This window comes from Epibacterium sp. HA2-3, from assembly GCF_055693725.2.
Window position 1 is genome coordinate 87,485 of record NZ_JBVFUL020000005.1, and the last position, 21,108, is coordinate 108,592.

Sequence of the window (21,108 nt, forward strand, 5' to 3'; positions counted from 1 at the left end):
CTTTTGTCAGGCACAAGGGGGGGCGGTCAGACCGGTTCGGTGCAGAAGGCGTCGAGCATCTCGGGGGGCTCCAAGAGGTGCAGCACCCGGTCGATCTGTCCGCAGAGCTCGGGGCGCAGCACCGAGGCGGAAAACGCCAGCCGCAGCCGCGCGGCAAGATGGTCGCACTCCGCATCTTCCTGCTGGCGCATCTGGGCATAGGCCCGGTCCACCGCGCCGCCGATCCGCCACGCCCAATCCGCAGGGCGATGCGCCGCCGCCAGATAGGCGGCCTGTTGCGCGCCGGGGCAGACATGCTCGCAAAGTGCGCGCGACAGCGCCTGCGCTTGCAGGGCGGCAACGCTCATGCCCTGACCATAGAGCGGATTGAAGGTGGCGATGGTGTCACCGATGGGAAAGTACCCGCGCGGCAGCGGCGCATCCGCGCGATCAAAGCGGCGAAAACGCACGGATTTGATCGCAAAGCCGCGCAGCGGCGACAGCATCGGCGCGTCCGCGATACGTGCCTGCAGGTCGGCGCCCGCGATTTCGAGCGCGCGCTGACGAAACCCCGCCGCATCGCGCGGCAATGCGGCGCCAAAGCGCCCGATCAGCGTGATCACCCAGCGGTCGTCCTCGATGGGCGCCATCACCAACCCTTGGGTCGCAGGGGCCTGGGCAGGCCGCAACCAAGCGCTTGGCGGATGGGCCAGATCCCCCGGATGCCGTGCAAAAAAGGCACTGGTATAGCGAATATCGGGGTGGCGGGTGGTCTCTGGCGGGGGGCGCAGACCGGCCGCTTCAAACCACTTGAGACTGTCGCCGGCCCGACCCGAGGCATCGACCACGATCTCGGCCGCAAGGCTCTGGCGGCGCCGGCTGGCGTCCTCGATTTCGACGCCAATAAGGCGCGGAGGCTCTGCAGCGCGCTCGGGAGGCGCCAGCCTGAGCCCCCGGACCCGCGCCGTACAAAGCGTGAGCGGCGCAAGCGCCAGCACCCGCGCACGCAGGGTATGTTCCAACAGAGCGCGGCTCTGGCTCAGAACGATGGGGCCGGTGTCCTCGGGGGCGCACCAGGCATGGCCGTCATGGCTGCGCCACTGCGACCGCACCCGGAGCGGCAGGCTGCCCGCATCGCGCAGGGCGGCGCCGAGGCCGGGCACCAGTGCTTCGAGCGCCTGCCGCCCGCTGTCGAGCAGCGCATGCACATGCGGCGCCTGCGGGATATGGCGGCGGATGGTCGGCGCGGAGGGCAGGGGCTCCTGTTCTATGAGCGTGAGCGAGGCCACATGGGGCGCCAGCGCACTGGCCGCCGCCAGCCCGGCAATCCCGCCCCCGATCACCACCGCGCGCGGGCCCACCGGGGTGGCGCGCGCAGGGTGGGCAGGCCTCTGTGGCGCGGCCATGGCGTCAGGCCCGCCCGGTCATCGCCGCGCGCAGGGGCACCCGGGTTGCGCGCAGGGCCGGCAACCCGCCCCCAAGCGCCCCGATCCCAAGCGCCAGCGCCACCGCGCTCAGCGCTTGCGGCCAGGACAGCGCGAGCTGGAACGCAAGCTGCGCATTGGCGCCGCTCTTTGTGGAGGCGCTCCAGCCATCCAACCCGATCCACGCCAGCGCCACGCCAATCGCGCAACCAATGAGCGTCAGGGCCAGCGCCTCCACCAAGGTGGCGACAAAGGCTGCGCTGCGGCTGAACCCAAGCGCGCGCACGGTCGCGATCTCCACCATGCGGTCGGACACCGAACTGTACATGGTGGTCATGGCCCCCACCGCGGCACCAATGGCCATCACGATGGCAAGTGGCCAGCCGAGATAGAGGATGATCCGGCTGATGTCGCTGGCCTGCGCTGCGTAAAACGCCTTTTCGGTCTGCGCGAGCAGGCCAAGGTCGAGCCCGTCGACATAGGCGCTGAAACGCGAAAAAGCTGCCGGATCTTCAAGCCGCACCCTGAGCGACTGCACTTGATTGGGGCGATTGAACTGCGCCTGCACCAGACCCGCATCCGCCAGAAGCTCGCTTTCAAAGACGCTGCCCCCGGCGGTGAAGTGGCCCACCACCCGCCATTGCGAGCGGCCAAAGGAAATGCTGTCGCCAAGCTTCAGGTTCTCATAGCGCGCGGCCAGACGGGCACCGACCACGATCTCGGCCGTGCCCGGCGCCATCATTCGCCCGGCGCTGATCTCAAGACCCGGGCGCAGAGCCAGCCCATTGGCAGAGATCCCGCGCAGGGACAGGGTTTCATTCTTGCCGCTTTCCTGCGCCACCGCATCGACCGGCACCACCAGTTCACGCGAAATCAGCGGCGCGCCGGCGGCGGTTCTGGCAATGCCCGGCGCTTCCTCGATGAGATGGGCCTGTTGCGTGCTGATGCGGCTCAGTGCCTCGCTAAAGGCGCCCCGGCTCAGCACCAGCGCCACATCCTCGGATCCCGTGGAGGACAAGGTCTTGCGAAACCCGTTGGCCATGGCAAGGAACCCAAGCAGCACCAGCACCACCAGAGTGACAGAAAGCACCATCGAGAGCGAAATCCACGCCCGACGCGGCAGGCTGCGCAGATTTGCGCTCGAAAGAGCAAGGGATTGACGGATTAAGCCGAACATGAGGTCACCTGTGTTTGAGAGCTGCCGCAATCGGCAGGCGAAGAGCGTTGATCGACGGAAGCGCCCCGCAAGCCAGGGCAAAGCCCACCGCCAGCGCCACCGCCGTGGCAATCACGCGCGGGGTCAGATAGAGGCCCGGCACCACGCTTTGCAGCGCATCCGCCAGCACCGGGATCGCCGCCGCCGTCAGGCACAGACCGAGGCTGAGCCCCAGTGCAAACAGCACCAGCGTCTCGGCCAGCACGATGCGCATGATGCGCCCACCGGAAAATCCCAGAACCTTGAGCACGCCGATCTCCAGCGTGCGCTCGCGGATGGCAAAGATCATCGTATTGGCCACGATCATCAGGATGGTGGCAAAGGCCACGCCGACGATCAGCCGTACCAGAAGCGCGATATTGGCAAACTGCTCCAGAAAGGCCGACATAAAGGCGCTCTCGGTCTGGGTGCGGGTCTGCGCGCCCGAATTGGCATAAAGCGCGTCGATCTCGCGGGCCAGCGCCTCGGTATCGGTGCCGGGCCTTGGCTGAATGCCAAAGAGATCCACCCGGTTCTTGTTGCGCATCACGGCGGCATGAAAATAATCCGCCCGTGCGAGCAGGAAACTGGTGTCGGTGGTCACCTCCGCCCCGTCAAAGATGCCAGCAATGGTAAAGCGCCAGTTGCGATCCCCGCCCTCGCGGGCATGCACAAAACTCGTCAGCGTTACTGTGTCGCCCGTGCGCCAGCCCATGCGTTCGGCAAGGGTGCGCCCGACCAGAATGGCCGTGCGATCCGCCTCTGCGGCCCGCAGCATCTCGGGGTCAAAGGCATAGGCATCCGCATAGACCCGCGCATAGCTCTCAAGATCGACCGCATTGGCGCCGACGATATTGCGCTCATGTTCCACATAGGCCCGCAGGCGGGTGATATGGGTGACATCCGCAACGCCGTTCAGGGCCTTGATCTCAGGCAGATAGGACAGCGGCAGGGTCTCGTTGCCGCCCACTTTGGAGGCCACCACCAGACGGGAGGTCTGCGTGCTTGCCCCCTCAAACCCCTGCCGGAAACTGGACAACACGCCAAAGATAAAGAACGCGACGCCAATGCAGAGGATCAACAGGATACTGCGCAAGAGCTTGCGCGTCAGGTTCTGTCGGATCAGCAAAGAGGGGCTCAGGCGCATTGCGCGATCTCCTCAGAGACAAACCGTCCCTTATCGAGAATGACAGTGCGCTTGGCCACACGGGTAGAGCTTTCATCATGGGTCACCATGATGATGGTCTTGCCGAGTTTGGTGTTCAAAAGCTGCAGCAGCTCCAGAATTTCATCGGCGGATTTGCGGTCGAGATCACCGGTAGGCTCGTCGCAGAGCAGGATCCGCGGATCGCTCGCAATGGCGCGGGCGATGCCGACGCGCTGCTGCTGACCGCCCGACAGAAGCGAGGGCAAATGGTCGTGGCGATCTGCAAGCCCCACAATATCGAGGATCGTATGCACCCGCTCGCGCCGTTCAGAGGCGCTGAGATCCGTCAGCAGCAAGGGCAGCTCCACGTTCTGCGCCGCGCTCAGCATCGGCATCAGGTTGTAGAACTGGAACACAAAGCCGATCACCTCCGAGCGCCAGCGCGTCAGGGCGCGGGTGCTCATCTTGTCGAGCATGGTGCCGCCGATGCTGACATGGCCGCTGTCCACGGTGTCAATGCCGCCGATCAGGTTCAAAATGGTCGACTTTCCCGACCCCGACGGCCCCATGATGGCGAGGAAATCGCCATCCGGAATGGTCATGGTCAGGTCTTCAAAGATCGGAATGCGCGATTTGCCGAGCGGATAGCTCTTGTAAACGCCGGTCAGTTCGATGTCATAAGAAACAGGGGTCATGGGTCAATTGCTCCCGTTGAGGCGGAGTTGGGCCAGCGCCCGATCCGTGCGGTTGATGAAAGTTGCTTTGGCAGACATGTTGGGGCGCACGCCGATCAGGTCGTCGGCCTCAAGGCGCAGGCGCACGCGGATGGTCGCCTTCTCGCGCGAGGCGCGCGGATCGATCATGGTGACTTGCGCGGCGAAACTGCGCTCGGGGAAGGCATCCAGACGCACCTCGGCACCCTGGTCGAGCCCGATTGCGGCGATGTTGCGCTCGGCCACATCCACATCGACATAAAGATGGCTGATATCCATCAGCTCCATCAGGCCCGCCTCATCGGCCCCGCCACTGGTGCCGGACGCCACCATCATACCCGGCGCCGCCGGAAGCGCGACGACTACCGCATCAAACGGGGCGCGCAGGATATGTTTGTCCAGATCCCGCTCTGCACGTTCAAGCGTCAGCCGGGCGGTCTCCACCTGGCTCTGGGCAATGGCGATCGCGTTGGCTCGCACCGCCAGATCGAGCCGCGCGTCCTCGAGTTCGGCGCGCTTTCCCACCCCGCGCGCCTCGAGGGTCTCAAGGCGTTGAAGCGGCCCTTCGGCAGCGGCAAAATCGGCCCGCGCGCTGCGCAACTGCGCCTTGGCAAGACGATAGGATTCATGCGCCAGCCCGACGGCAAGCTTGGCATCGCTCTGGTCGAGATGCAGCACCGGATCGCCGGTTTTGAGGCGTGTGCCCACCTCCACATCGACCCGGGCGACCTGCCCGCCGATGTCCGACATCAAAACCACCGAGGTCGGCGCGACAACAAAACCGGACCCGATCACCCGCGGCCCCGTAGGAGCCACATTGGCGATCCCGCCGGAGGCGTCCCCGGAAACCTCACCGGAGACCTCACCGGAGATCGCGCCGGGCGCAGCCTCGACGCTATCACCGGCCCTCGCCAAAGCGGATGTATCAGATGACGCCGCCCCCTGCGCAGTCGCAACCTCTGAGACGGGCGCAAAGGCCGGTGTCTCGCCAGATATTGCCGCCTCAACACGCAGACGCGCAGCCGCCCAAAGCCGTGAGGCCTCAGTGATGGCGGGCTGGGCAAATCCCGGAGCGCGCTCGCCCAGGCTCAGCCCAAGCACCAGCGTTGTGGACAAAAGCACCAGCCCCGCGCCCCCCAGACGCCGACCAAGGCGGCGGCGCGGCTTTGGCACCAGCGGCGGCGTTACCGAACGCAGAGGAGCCGGACCTTGGCCAGCATTCTGCGACACGTCAGAGGCGCGAGTCTCCGCAGCCTTCGCCGCCGCCGTCCCGCCCCGAGGAGAGGTCCGATCAATGGAGAGGGACCGCAGGCGGGTCTCAAGATCTTCGGAAGCGGACATCTGGAACTCTCTCCTTGGGGGGATGGGACGAAAACGGGGTGGACGGGGATGGCCCCGGTGGGGGCCTTTCAGGTGATCTCTGTTGATCTTGGCGCAGGCGGCCAAAGCGCGAGACCTAAATCACAAAGTAGGACGTCCTAATCGCGGAAGCCCTCATGTCTTCAGTGGGTTATCCGAATATTGCACCTGTCTGTCGGCCTCTGCACCGCGTTGCGCACCCTCGGGAACCACCGGCACCGGTGCCGCAAGCCGCGCCAAAAGCGCCGCGGAATCGACCTTACCGTTCACCGTCACCGGCAGATGCTCCAAAAGGCGGATGTCGCGCGGGATCATGGATTGGGGCAACCGCTCGGCGAGCGCTTCGCCGCACCGCGCCGCCGTGAGCTGCGCCCCGGATGCAGGCTGCACAAAAAGCACGATGTCGCGCAGCTGTCCGCCCTCGCGCACCGGCAGGCAGGCGGCCTTTTGAACATCGGCGAGACCATGCGCGGCGCGCTCGATCTCGTCGAGCTCGATACGGTTGCCGTTCCATTTCACCTGCCGGTCGGCGCGCCCCAGCAGAAACAGGTTGCCCGCCGCATCCTCGTAGCCCAGGTCCCCCGTGCGATAGCGCGCCAGCCCGTCCCGGTGAAAAAACGCCCGGTTGGCAGGGTGGTCGGCGGGAATATAGCCGCCGACGATCTGCGGCCCGCCCAGCTCCACCTCGCCGGGGGTGCCGCGCGGCACATCCTGGCCTTCGCTGTCGACAATGCGCATCACGTTCTGCGCCAGCGCCGGCCCCAGGGGCAGCAACGCGTTCTCTCGCAGATCACCCGCCACAAGGCTGTGGACATGGCTCATGCAGGTGCCTTCGGAGGGGCCATAGGCATGGCGGACCTCAGCTTCGGGAAAGCGGCGCCAGAGGTCCTTGATCAGGCTCGGCTGCACCGCCTCGCCGCCGATGAAGAAACAGCGCAGCTCCGGCAGGGTCCGGGCGTCAAACTTCGGGTCAGTGCACATCAGCTGCAACAGCGAGGGCGTCGAGAACCACGAGCGCACCGCGACCTGATCGCGCTTAGCGCTCAGCGCGGCGATGTTCCTCTGCGGCATGATGTTGTTGCGATGGTTCAGCATCACCACCGGTCGCCCGAGCGCCAGCACCGGCCAGAGATCAAGCATCCCCATGTCAAAGGCGAGGCTGGCGTGGTTGACATGACCGCTCTGCCACGGCGGAAGACCCTGACCCGCAATCTGCTGCAACATCTCGCCATACCACGCATAAAACGCGTCGAAGTTTCGCTGACGGATCGGCACGCCCTTGGGATATCCAGTGCTGCCGGAGGTGAAAATCACATAGAGAAGCGCCTCGGGATCGGCGTCTTGCGCCAACGCCTCGGCACACCCGTCTGCCTGCCACATCTGCGAGGCGCGCGGGATCGGATGCACCGATACTGCGCCCTTCAGGGCTGGCGCCTCCCCTGCGTGGAGCAGATGCGCCGCGCCACTGACCCGCAGCATCCGGGCAATCCGGTCGATCGGGTTGGACCGGTCGGCAAACACAAAGCCGCATCCCGCCAGCATGCAGGCCAACATCGTCGCCACCACCTCCGGCTCCTTGTGGCCATGGATCATCACCGGGGCGGAAGGGGGCTCTGCTTGCAGCCACGCCAGCACCGCCTCCACCTGCGCCCCAAGCGCGCCAAAGGATGTAATGCCGCCCTCACTCACCAGCGCCGGGGCCTCCGGCGTTTGGCGGATCTGGGTGAGGATGTCGCGCAGGACCGTCGGTGTCATGGGGCTCTCCCTGTGGGGGTGTCGGTATGGACGTCGCATCAAAGCGCGCGGCTCTCGGTCTCGGCGCGGGCGCCGCGCGCATGAAAAGAGACCGGTACTGCCCCGCGCGGGGCCAGCGTGGAGCGCAGGATCGGGCGCAGATTGCCCCGCTTGCAGTCCGGCGCGAGCTGCATCTGAAACTGCGAGACCACCGCGCGCACCGCGACCGAGAGCTGGTGTTGCAGGAACTGCGTGCGATTGCGCACCCGGGGGCCGATCCCAAAAGGCAGATAGCTGCTGCGATCCTCGGGCGGGGTCAGAAAGCGCCGCCCGTCAAACCGGTTGGGGGTCTCCCAATAGCGCGCATCGCGGTGAACCAGCCATGGCGCAAAAAGGATCGTGGTGCGCGGCGCCACCCGGTAGCCCTGCACCTCCATTTCCTTGCTGGTGATCCGGTAGATGAACGGCAGCTCCGGATAGAGCCGCTGCGCCTCTTGAATGACGGCGTAGCACAGGGGCGTCTGCGGGTCGGGCGCATGCAACAGATCCGCACATCCCGCCAGTTCATCGGCCATATCCTCAACCAGATCAGGGCTTTGCGCCAGATGGGTGAGCGTCCACAAAAGGCCCAGCCCGTCGATGTTGAGCTTCTCCAGAAGCAAGCGCCCGAGCGTCGGGCGCAGGAAGTCCACCCGCTCCGCGGCGCTGAGGTCCGGCGGCAGGCAGCGGTTCATCGTCGCCAGTACATTTGGCGCATCCGCGCCGTTCTGCGCCAGACCCGCATGCACCGCCCGGTCCAGAAACCCGCGCGCGATCTGGAATTCCTCAAGCGCCTCGGGGGTGGCGGTGGCCTCGGCATCCAGCGTGCTCATGGCGAAATAGAACTGCTCGATCTGCATCAGGCCTTCGACCATCTCCGGATCGGGCAGGGCGCGGCCAAAAAGCGCGGGACAAAGCGCGCGCACCGCCCAGAGCGAGCAGATCGGGCGCAGATCCACCGGCGCCCCGGCGCTGCGGGCAAGATCCGCAACCAAGGCCTCTGTGGCGTGGATCAAACTGTCATGCGCCCAGCTGTCCCACTGCGCATTGACCTCGGCCAGCCCGGCGCGGCTGGCGTCCCAGATGGCGGCATTCTCGGGCCGTTCCAGCGCATCCCCGATCAGGATCCGGGTGGTGCCGGCGTTGCTGGCAATATCGCCCAGCTCGGTCTGGAACTGGCCTTGATGGTTCTTCCAGTAGCGGATGCTGTCGGTGCCGGTCATCAGCAACATCTGGCGGCTGTCACTGGCCCGGATCATCACCACGTCGCCATGCTGGCGCATTGCGGTCTCGGCCACTTTGAGCAGACCAAGGTTCTGGTGGAACTCGGAACTTGCATCAAACACGGGGATCTGCGGATCGGTCATGAGGGGTCCTCTCAGCTGGGCGTTTCTAGGCTGGACGGGCTGTGCACATGGCGGTGACTTGCGGTCTTTGCCGCCTCTGCCAGCCAGGCCCGGTCGATCTTGGAATTGCGGTTGAGCCCGCTTTCAAAGCCCGCGTACCAAAAGCGCGGCACCAGATAGGGGGGCAGGTCGCGGGCCATCTGCTCTGCCAGCGCCCCCAGCGCGGCGGTGGTGTGCGCGCCAAAGACATAGGCATTAAGCGCGCGCGCCTCGCCGCGCAGCACATAGGGTTCGACCACCGCGTCCTCGATCCCGGGCTGGCGGCGGATATGGGCCTCGATATCGTCGAGGTCGACGCGCACGCCCTGCACCTTGATTTCGCGGTCGATACGCCCCTCGAAATACCAAAGCCCCTCGGGCGTCACGCGGCCCCTGTCGCCGGTGCGATAGCAGTTGGGACGCGGAAAGGCGGCGGCCTGTTTTTCGGGCAGGTTCAGATAGCCAAGCCCCACCGACGCGCCCTCGATTTCGATCTCGCCGCGCAGGGGGCCGGGTGTCGCCACCAGCCGCGTTCCGGCGCGCGCAGAGCCAATGGGCAGATCCTGCGGCGCGTCCAGATGCGCGCGGGTGATCTCGACAGAGGTGACCGCAACCGTGCATTCGGTCGGCCCATAGGTGTTGATCACGCGACAGCCGGGAAACCGCTCGAACAGGGTCTCGACCACCTGTTTGCTCAGCGCTTCGCCGCAGAACAAAAAGGTCGAAAGCGCAGGCAGGGTCTCGTGGTGGAACCGGCGGTTGCGCAGCATCAGCCGCATGATCGACGGCGTCGACACCCATAGACCCACCCCATCGGCCCGAAGCCGCTGGATATAGGCGGTGGAATTGGCAAACTCCGCATGATTGAGCGCCGTGATCGGGCAGCGCCGCTGCCACGCGCTCCACAGTTCAAACAGCGACACGTCAAAGCAATGGCGGATCGTGCCGCTCACCGCCTCAAAGGATGCCTCTGCCAGCAAGCCCTGCTGCCAAAGGATAAAATCCGCAAGGTTGCCATAGCTCACCTGAATGCCTTTGGGCTGACCGAGGGTGCCCGAGGAGAACATGATATAGGCCACGTCTTTCGCGGTGACAGGGGGCAAGGCGCGGGGCGCCGCCACCGAGGCGCCAGCAGGCTGCCGGTCGAGATCGACGCTCCAGACCGGGAGGGCGGGGTCCGCCATTGCCGCCGAGACATGCGCCAGATCGCCGGGATCCGGCTCTGCGACCAGCACGACGCGCGCTGCGCAACCCGCCGCGATCTGGCGCAGCCGCTCCGGCGGCGTGTCGCGCTCGGTCGGCACCAGAGGGCGTCCGGCCAGAAGACAGGCCCAATAGGCGATCATGTAGCGCGGGTCCTTGTGACCCCAGATCAGCACCGGGCCGGGATCGGCGGGCAGATCCACCAGCCGCGCGGCCAGCGCCAGCGACGCATGATAAAGCTGGTCATAGCTGAGCTGCGCGCCACCGGTGCGATAGGCCGCCGTGTGGACGCCCCGAAACCCGGCATGGATGTCGCGCAACAGCGCCCCTGGATCTGCCGCAGCGGATGTCATGCGGGCACGTCCTCTTTGATAAAGGAGGCGATCAGCGCCGACAGGCTCTGCACGGTGGAAAACTGCTCCGGGCGCAACTCCGATGGGTCGATCTCCAGCGCGGGCAAACGCTCTTCGAGCGCCATGAACAGCTCCAGCAGCAGGCCACTGTCCAGCCCGAGGTCGTCTTCGATCCGTGTCTCGGGGCCAATCGAGCTGCCGTCGTCCATGTCGAGCAACTCCACGATGGCGTCGATGATCTGGGTGTCGATGTCTGAGGTCATGGAAATGTCCTTTTGGTGGGATGCGTGGTTTGCGGCGTTATTCGGCGGCCGCGAGGTCACTGTGATCGGGGGTTGGGTCGGGGTTTTCGGAAGGCCCTGCGGTCGGGCGGGGGGCGGCGGCGATGGCCGCCAGCGCGGCGCGGTCGAGCTTGCCGTTCTGGGTGCGGGGCATCTGCGCATGGATCAGGATGCGCGCGGGCACCGCATGACTGTCGAGGCGGGTCTTGCACCACGCGATGAGGTCGCGATCCGTGCAAGGAGGCGCAGCCTCTGCCTGCGTCAGCGCCACATGCGCATGGCAGACCTGCCCCTGCACCGGATGCGCCGCGCCCAGCACACAGACCTCGGCCACCTCCGGGTGGGCAATCAGCGCTGCTTCGACCTCGGAGGGGGCGACTTTTTCGCCTGCGATCTTCAGGATGTCATCGCTGCGCCCGACAAAATAGAGATACCCCTCCGCATCCAGACGGCAGGTATCACCGGTATAGAGCACCCGCTCGCCGGGGCGCGGGCCGGGGCGCAGACGCTTGGCGGTGGCTTCGGGATTGTTCCAATAGCCCTGCATCACCGTGCTGCCGCGAATGACCAGCTCTCCGGTGGCGTTCTGGCGGTGGCTCTTGCCGGCACCATCCACCACCCACATTTCGGTGTTGGGGATGGCAAGACCCACACTGCTGCGCCGCCGCCCCAGCTCTGCGGGCGGCAGATAGGTACAGCGGTGGCATTCGGTCAGCCCGTACATGGAAAATATCGTCGCCTGAGGCAGCGCCGCCTCCAGCTGGTCAATCAGCTCCACATGCAGGGCCGCCGCCGTCGAAGACACCAGCCGCACCGCGCTCAGGTCAAAACGATCCGCAAGCGGCGCGATCAGCGGCACCATCGTCGGCACCACCGGGAACACCGTGGCGCGGCTCTGGGCGAGATGCTTCAGACCAAAGAGCGGCTGCTGAAAGCCCGGCTCGGCATGGACCTCCGCCCCGGTGAGCGCCGCCATGGTGATCTGGTGCAGGCCGTAGTCGAAACTCATCGGCACCGCGCAGAAAATCCGATCCTCGGGACCATAGCCAAGGTAGCTCGCGACGGACCGCGCGGCGCTGGTCATATTGAGATGCGACAGCATCACACCCTTGGGCGTGCCGGTGGAGCCGGAGGTGTAAATCAGCGTCGCCAGATCCTGATCGATCACGCGCGGCTCGGGCAGCGGGTCGACCAGCTCGCCAGCTTCGGCGGCACGGATGCAGGTCTCGAGCGCATCGCTTACCAGCGGCGTGGCCTCGTGGATTTCCCCCAGCGCCGCGCGCAGGGTCTCGGCGCTGCTGGCATCGCCGATCACTGCCGCCGGGGTACAATCGCGCAGCACATAGGCCAGCTTGGTGACCGGCGTGCCCGGATTGAGCGGCACCGCCACCGCGCCCGCGGCCAGGATGCCCCAATAGGCCACTACAAAGCTCACCGAATTGGGACAGCACAGCAGCACCCGGTCTCCCGCCTGCACCCCGCACGCGGCAAGGGTCTGCGCGGTGCGGGCGGCGGCTGCGCGCAAGCCCTTGTAGCTCAGGGCGTGCTGCGCATCGCGCACCGCTGGCGCTTCGGGACGGGCGTCCGTCGTCTTGGCAAGGAAATCCGTCAGGAGAGAATGAGAGGCGAACACGCGGCGTGCTCCTTTTCTGAGAGGGCAGGGCTGGAGGTAGCAGAGCTTGCGGTGCGGTCTGGCCGCGCGTCCTGCGGGGACCGGCTGATTGGCGCCGCCCCGGCATAGCCCCCCATCCCGATCGACAGGATCGCGCAGGTCTGCCCGGCTCCAAGAGCGGGCAGCTCGCGCTTCAGCAACAAAAACGGGTCGCTGGTGTAGCAATGGCCGATCTCGGGCAGCAGACTCAGACGTAGGCGCTCGGGCGCAAGCCCGGTCTCGCGACAGAACATCTGCCAGGCCAGACGGTTCACGTTATGGGGCAGCAGCGGCGAGGTGCTGTCCCAGTCAAATCCGATCCGGGACAGGGACTGACGCACGATCCCGCCATGAGCCGCAAAGAAATCGCCCATCTCGGCCGTGGTTCCGGCCCGCCCCCGGGCAAATCGGGGATGGGTACAAAGGGCCACCTCGCCCACCCGCACACCACCGGGCGCCTGATCGAGGATCAGGCCGCAAAACGCATCGCCCATCAGCGTGCAGCCGGGCACATAGCGATCCCCCAGCGGCAGGCCGATGTGGCTGTCGCCCCCAAGCACCAGAACCGCGCGCGCGAGCTTGGTGCGCAACAGGGTGCGCGCCAGATCCAGCGCCCAGAACAGGCCGCCGCAGTTATACTGGTCCACCTCATAGCGCCGCGTGATCCCCGCCAAAAGCGGCTGGCTGGCGCAGAGCGCCGCAACCGGCGACTGCCCGGCGGCATATTGCAGCGGCTGGCCATGCACATAGATCAGCGCATCCGGCAGCGCGCCGCTATGCTGCGCCGCCAGCGCCCCGAGCACGTGATCGAACTGCTGCGCCAGCGTTTCGCCCTCCGGCACCGCCGCCACCTGTTCAAGCCCGAACATGCGCTCAAACACCCGCGCCTCTGCAGGGCTGCCCCCGGCGGCGCGAATGATTTCCTCGGCGCCGATGCGGGCAGGGGGGATATGGCTTGCAAGCTGCGCCAGCCGCATCACACGCCCCGTCTCTCTGGATGGTCTGGTCTCCCGGAGAGATCCGCGCCTGCCGGCGCCTCTGGCGAAAGACCCACAAGGCAGACTTCGCAGTTGTGCCGCGTCACCATGAGACAGGCACGGGACCCATCAAGTTGCATCAGGCTGCGCAGCGGCGCGGCGCACATCTGCCGTGTTTGCGACGGGCACCACTGGGCAAACCCTTCGCCAAGCCCCGCCAGCGTCTCATCCGCGATCAGAACCGTGTCCTCGGGCACAAGGCCAAGATCGCGGCAGGCAGCATCCACCACTTGCGGCAGGTCGCCACTCTCGACCCCGATGCGCCGACGATAGCCGCAATACTGCAGCCCCGTCTGCGCGCCGCGCTCCAGAACCATCACGCTGGCAGAGTTTTCCGGCGTCAGCGCCTCCACCAGTGGCGCGCGATAGAGAAGGTGTTTCTGGTCCATGGTCATCACCAGGGCCCGCCCCCCCGGCCGGCGCAGGTAGCGCGCGGCGCACTCCATCGCAAACAGGGGCGCCGACAGACCCCGGTCGGAAATGGCAAAGCCAAACCCCTCGCCAAGCCCCAGGCGATGCAGCGCAAAATTGGTCACTGAGGTGCCCAGATGCAGATCCGGCATCCAATGCGCCAAGAGCACAAGGTCGATGTCCTCAAGCGTATCGCTCTGCTGCAACTCCTCCAGAAGCGCGCCCGCCATCGCGGCAAAGGACGCCCGATCCGGCGCCGAGAGCCAATTGGCCACATTGCTCTGGCGGGCGCTGTCATACGCCTGACCGTTGGAGCGGAAAAACCGCGCGTTGAAGTCTTCCCAATAGGCGTGCTGATCGGCGGCATCCGCAACCGGCTCTTCCAAGCCGTTGAAACTGCGGCCTTTGATCTTCTTGAGGTCCAGACGCAACGTCATGCGGGCACCTCTGCCACATAGGCGCGAAACGCATTGAGCACATGGATATTGGAGGTACCTTCCATATACTCAAAACCCTTGGCATCGCGCATCTTGCGCCGCAGCAGCGGATCGGTGAGCATCGCCGCAGGCGCCTCGCGGGCGATCCTGGCCACCAGCGCATCGCTAAAGGCCACGGCCTGATATTTGATCTCGCTGATGCGGTGGCTCTTGGGCTGGCCGCGCATGGCACTGGCACAGACTTCCGCCAGCGCCGCGATCAGCGCCGCATGGCTGCGATAGGCATCGCCAAAAGCGCTGGCCTGACCGTGGCGTTCCAGCCGCTCCAGCATCCCGCGCGCATTGCCAAGCGCCAGCGCCGCGACCACCGGACGGTAGCGCTCAAAAACGCCGTTGATGGCCATGAACCCGTCGCGCAGCGTCGGGCGTTCGGATTGCGCGGCCACAAGATCGGCCTCCGTGACCGGCACGTCGCGCAGTTCCAGACGGCACAGATCCGCCCCCGACATGCCCGAGGTGGGCAGGCGGGTGATCTCCAGATGTGCGCGCAGCTTTTCCGGCTCGATCAGCACCAGCGCCCGGCGTCCGGTTTCGGCAAATGTCGCAAAGACAATCCCGATCTGCGCCCGCGCCACATTGCCAATGAGCATCTTGCTGCCCCGGAGCACATAGCCCGTCCCGGTTGGATGCAACACCGTCGTCCCCGCCGACGCGTCCGAGCCGACCTCCGGTTCCGTCACCGCAAAAAACGTCCCCTGCGGGCCATGGCGGTAGGCCGCAAAAAAGCGCTCTTTCTGTTCGGGCGTGCCCACCGCGTCGAGGGCGCCTCCGGCAAGCGACGGTCCCTGCAGCGCCAGGATCGACCCCGCATCAAACCGCGCCAGCCGCTCCACGATGGCCACATGCAGATCATGCGGACAATGGGTGATGCCGAGGCCGCTCTCCGAGAGGGGAAAGCCATTATAGGCCTCCGGCACGCCAATCATGGTCAGGGCACGCGCCATCGGATCAGCCCAGAGATCACGCCAGGCCTCGGGATCATCGGCCAGCTTGGCGCCGGTGGTTTCAAAGAGCGGACGCAGCGCCTCGACCCGCGCAAGCACCGGATGGTCAAAAGGCGCCGGCAGCGCGGGCTGCAGGGCGGCGGGCGTCTCGGCCTGCACCCGGATCTGGCAGGGGATCTGGCGCGGGATCTGCTCATCGAGAAACGCCTGCAGCTCTGCGCGTTCGCGCACGAGCGTCGCCGTCTCCCCGTCAATCATGATCTCGGCTGGCGCGCCAAAACCCAGAAAATTCACCGGCGAGGCGGTGGCGCCATAGGCGCCGGACTGGTGGATGCAAATAAGGTCCCCCGGCGCGGGCGCGGCCAGCGGCACATCCTTGGCGATGACATCCATCGGCGTGCAGAGCGGCCCCGTAAGGCTCCACGGGCTGATGTCATCCGGCTTGGCGGGACCCGCAGGGTCTGGCACCAGCGACACCGGGAAATTGCGCCGCATGAATCCCTGTCCCGCCGCCGCGCTATGGAGGTTCGAGCCGCCATCGCAAACCGCGAACTGCGCGCCCTTGCTGGTTTTGACCTGCCGCACCGCGGTCACAAAACGCCCCGCTTCGGCAACCATGTAGCGGCCCAGTTCCACCGCGATCCTTGTCTCTGGGTGAAGGTCGCAAAACCCGCTCATCAGGGGCCGCATCGCTGCTCCGAGGGCCGCAAGATCCAGCGGGCTCTCATCCTCGTAATAGGGCACCCCATAGCCGCCGCCGATGTCGACGAACTCCAGTGGCTCCGGCAGGGCCTCTGTCATCCGCGCCGCCAGATCGAGGATGCCGCGGGTGTTCTCCACGATGGTCTCATGGGCCAGGATCCGGGTGCCCATGTAGACATGCAGCCCCACGAGACGCAGATGCGCGCAGGCCGCCACACGCCGGAGTGCTGCCTCCAGATCGCTCTCGTCGATGCCGAACTGGGTGGGCCGCCCGCTCATATTGAGCCGCGCGCCGCTGACTGTGAAACTCGGATTTATCCGAAGCGCCACCGGCTGACGACATCCGGCCCGTCCGGCGATGCGATCAATCTGATCGAGCTCGGCCAGCGATTCCACCACGATCGCCTTGATCCCGAGCGAAACCGCGCGCGCCAGATCCTCTTCGGCCTTGCCGGGGCCGACCATCAGGATGCGCCCCGCAGGCGCGCCCGCCGCAACAGCGGTTTCAAGCTCCAACCGAGAGCTCACCTCGGCCCCCGCGCCCTCTGCCACCAGAAGCCCGACAAGGCTCAGGTTGGGGTTGGCTTTGAGCGAATAGAAAAACTGCGTTCCGGGCAGCGCCTCGGTGAGCGCGCGATAGCGCGCCCGCACCAAAGCGGCGTCATACACATAAAAAGGCGTGCCCACACGCGCCGCCAGATCATGCAGCGTCGCGGCCTCCTGCGGTCGGATTTCGAACTCAGCCATGTTCAGACCGCCACATTTTGAGGAGTATGTTCTTGGATAAAGGCGGCAAGCGCCTCTGCGCTCTGAAAGACCGCGCCACCGCCTTCAAAACGCTCCATGAATTCAAAGCTCTCCACGCCCGTGCGGTCCGAGAGCGCGACGATGAACTGCACCAGCTCGATAGAGTTCAACAGCCCGCCACTGCCAAAGAGCGCATCGCCACCGCGCGCACGCTCGATCCGTTGCGGACCAAGGCCGATGTCGCTCAGGCTGGCCAGAATGGTGTCTGTGAGGTCGGTCATCAGGAAACTCCACTTGTCTGAAAAAGCTGGGGCAGCGGCACATCCGTCACCCGCAACAGCGCACAAGACGCGGTCGCGCCGAGGCCGATGCTGAACAACAGCACCTCGTCTCCGGGCACGAGCACCCCGTCCTGCGCCCCGCGCCAAAGGTTGAGAAAAGGATCAACGCCAAAGCAGTGGCCGTAGCAGCCAATGGTCGAAAGCCGCAGCTGCGCTTTCTGAAACCCGGCATCCTCGGCCACCTGATACCAGGAGGGCGCATTGACGTTATGCGGCATGATCCAGCGCAGATCCTCGGGGCGGCGGCCAAACTGGGCAAGCGCATCCGAAAGCGTGCTGCTGGCCAGTTGCAGATAGGCGCTGTCGAACCCGTCGAGATAGTTTTCGCCGCGCAGGCCGGTGTTCTTCCAGAACTGCGGCGCGTGGCGCACGAAGGTCTCAACCACCTCAAAGGGGCCGGGCACATGGCCCACCAGCACCGCCGCCGCCGCCTCGCCCATGATGGTGGTGTTCTCGATCACCCGGATCGCGGGGTGAAAGGCTTTTTCGCCAATCAGGATCAGCCCCAGCGCGCCGGGGTCCAGCAGGTGATCCAGAAGCCCAAGCATACTGAGCCCGGTGGCGCAGTGGTTCATGGTGGCCCCGAACACCTCAACGCCCGCGGCGGCAAACGCCTGCAGGCAGGCCGGACCGGTGGCACTGGCGGGGGGCTGGTCCAACGATGGCGCCTGGCCAAAGACATGGGTACTCAAGAGCGTGTGGCAGTGGACCGCGTGGCTCAGGGCGGGGCGGAGGTGGTGGTTGCGCGCCATCACCTCCTCGCTCGCCCGCGCAAGCAGCCGATCGAGCGGCTCGGCATGGTCGCAGTGAAAGGTCTCAAAGCCAAAGAACCGATCGAACATGCGGATCTGGTTGCGGCTGAGGGACAGATCCTCGGCCAGATCCACCAGCTTTTCCGCCCGCGCGGGAAAGACAACCGAGAGGTCGATGACATTCAGCATGGCTGTGCCCCCACGATCCCGGTGCGCGGCCGTGCGGTGGCCGGCGGGGTGGGGCGGGCCTTGCAGGTGGCTGCAGGCAGCACCGCGCCCGCCACCGCGTCAAAGAGGCGTGGATCGGCCAGAATGCTGTGGTGATTGCAGTCTTCCAGCAGCCGCAAACCCGCCGCCGGAGCCACCGCTTGGATTGCCTCCGCCTCGCTCACGCGCACCTGCCAGTCGCGCCGGGCATGGATCACCAGCAGACGCGCGCCCATGGCGGCATAGAGATCCGGCCCGATCCGGTCGGCCGGGCGCCCGTCGCGGCGTTCAATATAAGACAGCAGCGGTGCCTCGAGGCTCTCGGGGGCGCCGATGCGAAAGAGATAGGCCTTGAGAAGGGTCTCAAGCGAATAGGGCGCACAGATCGTGACCAGCCGCGCCCGGTGCAGCCCCGCCTCCAGCGCCAGCGCCGCAATCAGACCTCCGGCAGAATGGCCGACAACCGTTTGGATGGACTCGCCGCTGTACTGCGCGGCCAGAATGCGCGCCTTGGCGCCAAAGCTCATGGGGCGGGCAGGATTGCGCCCTTCGCCGGGCAGGTCCGGCACAATCACGCGTGCGCCCCGGGCGGCAAGTTCCAGCGCCAGCGGCAGCATCATGTCACTGCGCGCGTTCCAGCCATGCAGCAGCAGCACCTTCGGCCCCTCCAGCGGCCCAAACCGCTGCTCGGCAAGCGCGCCGGTCGCGGCCGGGTCGTCTTCGGGATCGCTGCGCTCGGGCACCATCCGCTCAAAGCGGTGCAGCGCCAGCCACGCCCCCCAGCGCGGGTTGAGCGCGGCAAGCCCGCTCAATTCCTGCCGCCGCATCCGGCCCCGGATGGCGCGAAAGGCAAACATCGGCCCCGCCGGTGCAGGACGCCCCGCCGCCCGGCGCAAGAGCGCCCAGGCGCAGAGGCCGGGATAGGCCAGCTCAAACAGCATCCGCACGCCCCAGCTTGCGCAGGAGCAGCAGGAACTGCACTGCAAAAAGACCAAAGCTCAGCGCGGCGGCGGCGATCAGTATATCCAGAATGAGCCCCATGCCCGCGCCCTGAACCATCGCCCAGACCACGCCCGCGCAGGTGCCTGCCTCCACAAGGAAGGTGATCACCAGCACCTGCAGCCCCCGGCCCAGCTGCTCGAGGATCACCTGCAGCATGGCAGAGCCGGAAATCAGGAAAAACGTCATCAGCAGCGCTGCAAACATCTCTTCGGTGGCAAGGCGCAGCGCTTCGGTCTCAGCCGGCACCAGAAGATCCAGCGCCCCGCTCCAATGTGGCAGCAGCACCGTCGCCGCCGCATAGAGGCAGAGCATGAACGGCACCCCGATCACCAGATAGCGCAGGCGCTGCCCGCTATGGCCCTCTTCGGCCAGCTGGTTCACGAGGATCGCGATGGCAGAGCCAATGGCGATGGCCGGGATCATGAAGGCAATGCGGTAGCGCAGCACCACAAAGAAGGCCGAGGCGCTGTCCTCCCCGATCTTGGCAAGGATCGGAAACACCACCGACGCGCTGACAAAGCCCACCACGATGGAGCTGAACACAGGGATGCCGACCCCGATCTGAAGCTGACGCATGCGGATGCGAAAAGGCTCCTCAGGGCTGTCTTCGCCGCTGCCGACTTCGCGGTGCAACAGCCACGCGATCACCGGCAGCATCAGGACCGGCCCCACGATATTGCCCACCAGCACCGCCTCAAAGCCCCAGCCGTGGCTGGAAACCAGCACATAGGTGGTGCTGAGATCGAGTGCGACGAGCCCTGCAAATGGCACCAGCCCCAGGAGCACTTTGCCCTGTCCCCGCATCGCACCATAAAAGATGTCAAAGACCACAAAGGGCACCAGCGACAGCATGAACAGCGGGAAATGCTCAAGGATCACCAGCATCTCTGCATCCTCGACCCTCAGCAGTGCCACTGCACCATACCCAAGCGCCGCCACCGCCAGAAACAGCAGCACGCCGTTGCGGCACAGGCGATGCACCGCGCGCAGGGTGCCGCGACGCGGCCAGTTGTGGCGCGACCGGGCGCTGAAGACCTGCGCCGTGATCGCAAGCCCCTCCATGATCGCCAGCGCCAGGATAAAACTCGGTTGCAGCAGCGACAGCGTGGTCAGCGCACCGGTGTCCGGCACCCGCGCCAACAGCGCCACCTTGCCCAGATTGAGCGTCGAGGTCGCCGCCGCGCCCACCGCAAAGGGGAGCGCAAGCAAGAGGATACGCGACAGGGTCTGCCCCACAGAAGGGCGGTCCCGGTCGAGAATGGCATCGGCAGTGGTGTTGGCAGGTTGCATCAGAGGCTCCTGAAGGGCGTTGCGGCAAAAGTACCAGACATGGGATCAGGCATCGGGTCAGGGATCGGATCGGACAGGCTGCCGGACCGGGTGTTGACCCGGCTGCCGGATGTCGACGCAAGGCGCGGGCTCAGGGCTTCGGCCCGGTCCCGGGTGCCCAGCAGCGCATAGCGCAGCGGTCGGCTTTGGGCGGGGCGGGGGCTCAGGCGCTGGGTGGGATCGCGCAGCACCAGCGACAGCCGGCTGCGCGCCGTCAGCGCCCGCGCCAGCACCATGGCGTCGCTCAGGGACTTGCGGCACTCCACCCGCAGCGCATGCACCGGCCCGTGATGATCAAGCGTCTGCAGCAGATGTTGCAGGATGGGGCTGCGGGTGTCGGGCTGGTGGCCGCAATGGAGATAGACCAGGAGCGGAATATCCGCCTCCGCGCAGAGCCGCTGCCAGTCCTGGCGCAACCGCTGTGCATGCAGCGCGCCCGCCGGGCCGTCGCCCTGAAACATATAGGTCAGCGCTGCACTCTGGCCGCGCGTCGCCTGCAGCCGCTGCCACGCCTCAAGCCGTGCGGGACGGCAGGGATCGACGCGCTCTGCACCCGGTGTCTCGGAGATCTCCGGTGTGTCACACGAAAACAGCAAGGGCCGCGGGTTTGGACGGTCAGGCAGCGATCCGGCCGCAAGCAGCCGCACCTCACCAAGCGGGGCGTGGGTCACCATGG

18 protein-coding genes are annotated in these 21,108 nt (G+C 66.2%); all 18 read right to left on the reverse strand.

The window, feature by feature from the left end; translation table 11 throughout:
- Nucleotides 1-26 precede the first annotated feature (26 nt).
- The 18 genes from ACZ1HH_RS20215 to ACZ1HH_RS20300 all read right to left on the reverse strand — a co-directional run bounded on the left by ACZ1HH_RS20215 (nt 27) and on the right by ACZ1HH_RS20300 (nt 21,106).
- Entirely contained in the window at nt 27-1,385 is a 1,359-nt protein-coding gene (locus tag ACZ1HH_RS20215; RefSeq protein WP_472635793.1) for an NAD(P)-binding protein, read from the reverse strand.
- Between the two features lie 4 nt (nt 1,386-1,389).
- A complete protein-coding gene (locus tag ACZ1HH_RS20220) occupies nt 1,390-2,580 on the reverse strand; it encodes an ABC transporter permease (protein WP_472635792.1) in 1,191 nt (396 codons plus the stop codon).
- 4 nt (nt 2,581-2,584) lie between these two features.
- A complete protein-coding gene (locus tag ACZ1HH_RS20225) occupies nt 2,585-3,745 on the reverse strand; it encodes an ABC transporter permease (protein WP_472635791.1) in 1,161 nt (386 codons plus the stop codon).
- The gene (locus ACZ1HH_RS20230; RefSeq protein WP_416370210.1) at nt 3,736-4,440 is read right to left on the reverse strand and encodes an ABC transporter ATP-binding protein; all 705 of its coding nucleotides are present in this window, start codon (nt 4,438-4,440) and stop codon (nt 3,736-3,738) included. The genes ACZ1HH_RS20225 and ACZ1HH_RS20230 overlap by 10 nt, the downstream gene beginning before the upstream one ends.
- A 3-nt stretch (nt 4,441-4,443) precedes the next feature.
- Nucleotides 4,444-5,799, reverse strand: a complete 1,356-nt coding sequence (locus tag ACZ1HH_RS20235) for an efflux RND transporter periplasmic adaptor subunit (protein WP_472635790.1) — start codon at nt 5,797-5,799, stop codon at nt 4,444-4,446.
- Between the two features lie 153 nt (nt 5,800-5,952).
- Nucleotides 5,953-7,572, reverse strand: coding sequence for an AMP-binding protein (locus ACZ1HH_RS20240; protein WP_472635789.1), 1,620 nt, complete (start codon nt 7,570-7,572; stop codon nt 5,953-5,955).
- Nucleotides 7,573-7,610: 38 nt separating this feature from the next.
- The gene (locus ACZ1HH_RS20245) at nt 7,611-8,957 is read right to left on the reverse strand and encodes a cytochrome P450 (RefSeq protein WP_472635788.1); all 1,347 of its coding nucleotides are present in this window, start codon (nt 8,955-8,957) and stop codon (nt 7,611-7,613) included.
- 11 nt (nt 8,958-8,968) lie between these two features.
- The gene (locus tag ACZ1HH_RS20250) at nt 8,969-10,531 is read right to left on the reverse strand and encodes an AMP-binding protein (protein WP_472635787.1); all 1,563 of its coding nucleotides are present in this window, start codon (nt 10,529-10,531) and stop codon (nt 8,969-8,971) included.
- A complete protein-coding gene (locus ACZ1HH_RS20255) occupies nt 10,528-10,794 on the reverse strand; it encodes a phosphopantetheine-binding protein (RefSeq protein WP_472635786.1) in 267 nt (88 codons plus the stop codon). The genes ACZ1HH_RS20250 and ACZ1HH_RS20255 overlap by 4 nt, the downstream gene beginning before the upstream one ends.
- Nucleotides 10,795-10,831: 37 nt before the next feature.
- Nucleotides 10,832-12,445, reverse strand: a complete 1,614-nt coding sequence (locus ACZ1HH_RS20260) for a class I adenylate-forming enzyme family protein (protein ID WP_472635785.1) — start codon at nt 12,443-12,445, stop codon at nt 10,832-10,834.
- On the reverse strand, nt 12,421-13,440 hold the full coding sequence (locus tag ACZ1HH_RS20265; RefSeq protein WP_472635784.1) for a beta-ketoacyl-[acyl-carrier-protein] synthase family protein: 1,020 nt from the start codon (nt 13,438-13,440) through the stop codon (nt 12,421-12,423). Before ACZ1HH_RS20265 ends, ACZ1HH_RS20260 begins: the two co-directional genes overlap by 25 nt.
- Nucleotides 13,440-14,348 carry a hypothetical protein gene (locus tag ACZ1HH_RS20270; RefSeq protein WP_487320564.1) on the reverse strand — a complete coding sequence of 303 codons (909 nt, stop codon included), beginning with the start codon at nt 14,346-14,348 and terminating at the stop codon, nt 13,440-13,442. Before ACZ1HH_RS20270 ends, ACZ1HH_RS20265 begins: the two co-directional genes overlap by 1 nt.
- Nucleotides 14,345-16,801, reverse strand: a complete 2,457-nt coding sequence (locus tag ACZ1HH_RS20275; protein ID WP_472635781.1) for an acyl-CoA dehydrogenase family protein — start codon at nt 16,799-16,801, stop codon at nt 14,345-14,347. The genes ACZ1HH_RS20270 and ACZ1HH_RS20275 overlap by 4 nt, the downstream gene beginning before the upstream one ends.
- Nucleotides 16,802-16,803: 2 nt before the next feature.
- Nucleotides 16,804-17,082, reverse strand: coding sequence for a hypothetical protein (locus tag ACZ1HH_RS20280; RefSeq protein WP_416370220.1), 279 nt, complete (start codon nt 17,080-17,082; stop codon nt 16,804-16,806).
- Complete coding sequence (locus ACZ1HH_RS20285) at nt 17,082-18,083, reverse strand: 3-oxoacyl-[acyl-carrier-protein] synthase III C-terminal domain-containing protein (protein ID WP_472635780.1); 1,002 nt, start codon at nt 18,081-18,083, stop codon at nt 17,082-17,084. Before ACZ1HH_RS20285 ends, ACZ1HH_RS20280 begins: the two co-directional genes overlap by 1 nt.
- Nucleotides 18,077-19,042 (reverse strand): alpha/beta fold hydrolase, encoded by a 966-nt coding sequence (locus ACZ1HH_RS20290; RefSeq protein ID WP_472635779.1) that lies wholly within the window; start codon nt 19,040-19,042, stop codon nt 18,077-18,079. The genes ACZ1HH_RS20285 and ACZ1HH_RS20290 overlap by 7 nt, the downstream gene beginning before the upstream one ends.
- Nucleotides 19,032-20,393 carry an MATE family efflux transporter gene (locus ACZ1HH_RS20295; RefSeq protein WP_472635778.1) on the reverse strand — a complete coding sequence of 454 codons (1,362 nt, stop codon included), beginning with the start codon at nt 20,391-20,393 and terminating at the stop codon, nt 19,032-19,034. The genes ACZ1HH_RS20290 and ACZ1HH_RS20295 overlap by 11 nt, the downstream gene beginning before the upstream one ends.
- Entirely contained in the window at nt 20,393-21,106 is a 714-nt protein-coding gene (locus ACZ1HH_RS20300) for a hypothetical protein (protein ID WP_472635777.1), read from the reverse strand. Before ACZ1HH_RS20300 ends, ACZ1HH_RS20295 begins: the two co-directional genes overlap by 1 nt.
- Nucleotides 21,107-21,108: the final 2 nt, after the last annotated feature.

Bases quoted from the DNA above. Each gene is read 5' to 3' on its own strand.
- ACZ1HH_RS20215 (WP_472635793.1), bottom strand. From the start codon at position 1,385: ATGGCCGCGCCACAGAGGCCTGCCCACCCTGCGCGCGCCACCCCGGTG.
- ACZ1HH_RS20220 (WP_472635792.1), bottom strand. From the start codon at position 2,580: ATGTTCGGCTTAATCCGTCAATCCCTTGCTCTTTCGAGCGCAAATCTG.
- ACZ1HH_RS20225 (WP_472635791.1), bottom strand. From the start codon at position 3,745: ATGCGCCTGAGCCCCTCTTTGCTGATCCGACAGAACCTGACGCGCAAG.
- ACZ1HH_RS20230 (WP_416370210.1), bottom strand. From the start codon at position 4,440: ATGACCCCTGTTTCTTATGACATCGAACTGACCGGCGTTTACAAGAGC.
- ACZ1HH_RS20235 (WP_472635790.1), bottom strand. From the start codon at position 5,799: ATGTCCGCTTCCGAAGATCTTGAGACCCGCCTGCGGTCCCTCTCCATT.
- ACZ1HH_RS20240 (WP_472635789.1), bottom strand. From the start codon at position 7,572: ATGACACCGACGGTCCTGCGCGACATCCTCACCCAGATCCGCCAAACG.
- ACZ1HH_RS20245 (WP_472635788.1), bottom strand. From the start codon at position 8,957: ATGACCGATCCGCAGATCCCCGTGTTTGATGCAAGTTCCGAGTTCCAC.
- ACZ1HH_RS20250 (WP_472635787.1), bottom strand. From the start codon at position 10,531: ATGACATCCGCTGCGGCAGATCCAGGGGCGCTGTTGCGCGACATCCAT.
- ACZ1HH_RS20255 (WP_472635786.1), bottom strand. From the start codon at position 10,794: ATGACCTCAGACATCGACACCCAGATCATCGACGCCATCGTGGAGTTG.
- ACZ1HH_RS20265 (WP_472635784.1), bottom strand. From the start codon at position 13,440: ATGCGGCTGGCGCAGCTTGCAAGCCATATCCCCCCTGCCCGCATCGGC.
- ACZ1HH_RS20270 (WP_487320564.1), bottom strand. From the start codon at position 14,348: ATGACGTTGCGTCTGGACCTCAAGAAGATCAAAGGCCGCAGTTTCAAC.
- ACZ1HH_RS20275 (WP_472635781.1), bottom strand. From the start codon at position 16,801: ATGGCTGAGTTCGAAATCCGACCGCAGGAGGCCGCGACGCTGCATGAT.
- ACZ1HH_RS20280 (WP_416370220.1), bottom strand. From the start codon at position 17,082: ATGACCGACCTCACAGACACCATTCTGGCCAGCCTGAGCGACATCGGC.
- ACZ1HH_RS20285 (WP_472635780.1), bottom strand. From the start codon at position 18,083: ATGCTGAATGTCATCGACCTCTCGGTTGTCTTTCCCGCGCGGGCGGAA.
- ACZ1HH_RS20290 (WP_472635779.1), bottom strand. From the start codon at position 19,042: ATGCTGTTTGAGCTGGCCTATCCCGGCCTCTGCGCCTGGGCGCTCTTG.
- ACZ1HH_RS20295 (WP_472635778.1), bottom strand. From the start codon at position 20,393: ATGCAACCTGCCAACACCACTGCCGATGCCATTCTCGACCGGGACCGC.
- ACZ1HH_RS20300 (WP_472635777.1), bottom strand. From the start codon at position 21,106: ATGGTGACCCACGCCCCGCTTGGTGAGGTGCGGCTGCTTGCGGCCGGA.